Origin of the sequence: Actinophytocola sp., from assembly GCF_036002505.1 — a bacterium.
GTDB lineage: Bacteria > Actinomycetota > Actinomycetes > Mycobacteriales > Pseudonocardiaceae > DASYTH01.
Genome location: NZ_DASYTH010000050.1, coordinates 1 through 3,776, shown reverse-complemented (window position 1 = coordinate 3,776; position 3,776 = coordinate 1). Strand labels below are relative to the sequence as shown.

The window sequence follows — 3,776 nt, the reverse complement described above, 5'->3', positions numbered from 1 at the left end:
ACCCCGACAGCCACAACTCGCGGCGAAGCCGCGACCATCTGAGGGCAGCGTCGGACCGCTGCTCAGCCACGCTGCCACAGCAACTGATCAAATCAACGCACGCCACCGACTCGGCGGTCCGAGGCTGGCCTCATTAGAGCGTGGCTACTCGGACGTGGCGTCTTCGCTCGGTTCGGCCTCGCTTGCTAAAGCTTTGCTAACAGCAGCTGCGGATTCCAACGGACGTGCGCGGATGATCGATCTGGAAAACTGCAGGTCAGGGCCATGGTGGGGGACAGGAATGGACGCCCGCGAACCCCTGAATCCGACTTACAAACAGGGGGTCACTGGTTCGAACCCAGTTGCGCCCACCGGCAAAACCCCAGGTCACGGCCTTGCTCCCACCGGAGCGGGCGGCTCGCCGCCTCCGTCATCGCCGTCCTGGCCACATATCGGCCGCACGTGGTCGGCGATCTCGCCCAGTCGGGCGGCAGCCCAGTTGTCCATTCGGCGGGGTGGTATTGCGGTGCCACGGGGATCCACAGGCCACGGGCGGGGGAGAACATGCGCCGGCCCCGGGTCAGCCGGGCCATCGCCATTCGTACGTGTCCCTCCGCGAATGACCTCATCGACAATCTGAACCTATCGAAAAGGTCTCTATGAGGCTGCGGATGTCGCTTGCCACCGGGAAGGGACCGCGGTTTTGCCACGACCTAGGGACCACCTCGGTCGATGAAGGATGTTCATCGCCTCTCCTGGGTTGGTCAACGGGACACGCCGGTTGCTGGGCTGCGGCTGACCTCGGGTGGCGCTCCGCTCGGTGATGCCCAACCGCCAGTGGGTCGTGATGTGGGTTGGGTCAGCGGAGCCGACGATGTTCGGATACGCGGCAGCGGGTGGAGCAGAAGCGTCGCGGTTGGCCGCGCTGGCTGAGGCGGTGCACGGGTGTCGCGCACCAGAGCCGGTCGCACTCGAACAGCAGGCAGCCGGGGTGGGTCGGGCAGGGGCGGAGGAAGCGGGCCACGGTGTAACGATATTCGCGGGCCGACAGCTCATTGGTCCTCCTTCCCGGGGGTTCGTGTGGTGTCGGCGTCGGTCGGTGCGGGGGCGGGTCGTTGCCTTCGCCGGTAGGACTCGCCCTCGATGACGAGTTCGTGGGCGGTGGAGACGAGCCGGTCCACGGCGGATTGGGCGAGCAGCGGGTCGGCCATCATGGCCAGCCACTCGCCGGGCTCCCGGTTCGAGGTGAGCAGCGTGGCGGTCTTGCGGTGGCGTTCCACGATGAGCTCGTAGAAGTCGGTGGTCTCGATGGCGTCCAGTGGCTGCAGCGCGAAGTCGTCGAGGATGAGCAGCTCGATGTGGGCGAGCCGGCGCATCTCGGCCTCGACGGTGTTGTCCAGCCGGGCGGCCTTGAGGCGTTTGAGCAGCCGGTCGGCGCGGGCCATGTGCACGGTGCGGCGCCGCCGGACGGCGATGTGGCCGAGCGCGGTGGCCAGGTGGGTCTTGCCCACCCCGACCGGACCGAGGACCACCGCGCCGTGCGGGGCGTCGAGGAACCGCAGGCTGGTCAGCTCGTTCCACAGCTGCCGGTCGTAGCGGATCGCGGCCGTGGCGTCCCAGGTGTCGATGCGCATCGTGGCGTCCAGCCCGGCGGCGCGGGCGCGCAGGTGAGCGGAGTTGGCCTCGCGGCGGGTCACCTCGTCGGCGAGCACGAGCTCGAGGAAGTCCGCGTGCGGCAGGTGCTGCTGGCCGGCGAGGGCGAGCCGTTCGGGCAGCGTGTCGAGCATCCGGCCGAGCTTGAGCTGGCGCAGGATGGCGCGCAGCTCGGCGCTGACCGGGCCGGCCAGCCGGGTGCCGCTCATCGGGTGGCCTCCTCGTCGGCGTCGACCAGCGCCAGCTGCACCGGCCGGGGGTTGAACTCGGCCGGGTCGCGGGCGAACCGCGCCGAGGCCGCGGCGGCGGCCTTCGGCTGGAGCGCGGGGGTGTTCTCGGTGGCCTTCTCCAGCATGCTGGCGATCTTCGTCACGCTGATCACGTCGAGCTCCAGCGCCCGGTCGCAGGCGGTGTTCACCGGCTGGTCGCCGTAGCGGCGGGCCAGGCCGAGCAGCCGGTAGACCTGCCGCATCCGGGTCCACGGCAGGTCGACGCCGAGGAGTCGTTCGGCGTAGATGCCGACCGCCTCGCCGTGGCCGTGCGCGGTCTTGGTCAGCCGGTCGAGGTCGCGCATCGCGTAGGCGGTCTTGTGCGCCGGCAGGTCCTCGCGGTCGGTCCACCGCCCACCGGCGGGCTGCCGCGGGTGCACCTTGACCAGCTGCCCGTGGTGGAACAGCTTGACCAGCCGCGAGTCGGCCCGGGCCTGCACCTGTTGGCCGATGTAGGCGGTCGGCATCGAGTACAGCGCCTTGCCGACCTCGACGTGATGGTCGCGGTGAACCTTCACCGACGCGAAGATCGGAACGTCATACGGCTCGGGCAGCGGGAGCAGCACGGCGGCCTCGTGCTCGGCGAACACCTCGGCCGGGCGGGCCTGGATGGTGCCGTGGATGCGCAGCCCGGCCGTGGTCGCGCACCAGGTCTGCGCGCGGGTCTGCGCGTCGGCCAGGTCGATGAACTCCTCGCCGGCGAAGAAGTTCCCGCGCACGTACTGCACGATCCGCTCCACCCTCGGCTTGTCCTTCGGGTGGGCGACCCGGGCCGGGTCGGTGGCGAACCCGCAGTGCTGCGCGTAATCCAGCCAGCCGGCGGTGAACCGCGGGTTGACCGCGTCGGCGTCGGCGACGATCGCCGAGGCGTTGTCCGGGACCATCACCTTGAACGCGCCGCCGAAGAACCGCCAGCCGGCCTCACAGCCCGCGACGATCGCCTCCAGGGTCTGGGTGAAGGTCAGCCAGACGAACATGTGCCGCGAGTACACCGCGGTGAGGAGCAACGCGTGCACCACCCGGCGGCGCCGGGCACCGGCATCCCACAGCATCCCCATCCGGGCGAAGTCGAGCTGGCACTCCTGGCCCGGCTCGCCGTCCGCGACCCGCACAGTGGACGAGGCCCGCCCGAACCCGCACCGCTCAACACAGAACCGGTGCAGCGTGCGGTAGGGCACCAACACCCCCCGCCGTTCCAGCTTGGTGCCGATCTTCACCACGGTCAGGCCCTGCTTCACCCACTCGCCGATCTGCGCCTGCTCGGCCTGCAGCGCCTCCCACGCCTCGCCGTGCCCGCCCGCCCGCGCCGGCCGAACCGCCTGCACCACCTGGCCGATCAGCTCATCGGTGAGCTGCGCCGCGCCGCCGTCGCGGACCAGCCCCGCGGCCTCGGCCGCCTGCACGTAGCGGCGGGCGGTCTTGCGGTCCACCCCCGCCTGCTCGGCCACCCGGCGCAGCCCCTGCCCGGCCAGCCAGGCGCGCAGCACCTCCCGAACCTCAATCACGTCAACCTCCCGAAACGCCATTCCTACGAACCTCCAAGTCCGAGTGACTTGGAGTGATCGATAGACCGAAGTGATCAACCGTCCCGACGCGACACGCCGGGTGGTCCCATCACTGGCAACCGGGTGGTCCCATGACCGTGGCAGAAACCGGCACAGGGTGGTCCCATGCTCGTGGCAGGCGACAGGCCAGGGTCTCGTGAGCGCGGGCGTCGCTTGTGCGGGTCGTTGATGGGCGGCTGCCGGTCGGTGGCGTTGCCGTACCAGCGTGCTGTACGGCGGAGCGGCACTGCCCTGGTCACCGGGGGTCGAGACGCCGGCCCCCGCGGCAGGCGATCGGCCTGGCCAGCGGCGCGCCAGCGCCGCCTTGATC

General features: G+C 70.4%; 2 protein-coding genes. Both read right to left on the bottom strand.

The window, feature by feature from the left end; translation table 11 throughout:
* Positions 1 to 1,031: 1,031 nt before the first annotated feature.
* Complete coding sequence (gene istB, locus VGR06_RS03565) at positions 1,032 to 1,841, bottom strand: IS21-like element helper ATPase IstB (protein ID WP_327557482.1); 810 nt, start codon at positions 1,839 to 1,841, stop codon at positions 1,032 to 1,034.
* A complete protein-coding gene (gene istA / locus VGR06_RS03560) occupies positions 1,838 to 3,406 on the bottom strand; it encodes an IS21 family transposase (RefSeq protein WP_327557481.1) in 1,569 nt (522 codons plus the stop codon). The genes istB and istA overlap by 4 nt, the downstream gene beginning before the upstream one ends.
* Positions 3,407 to 3,776: the final 370 nt, after the last annotated feature.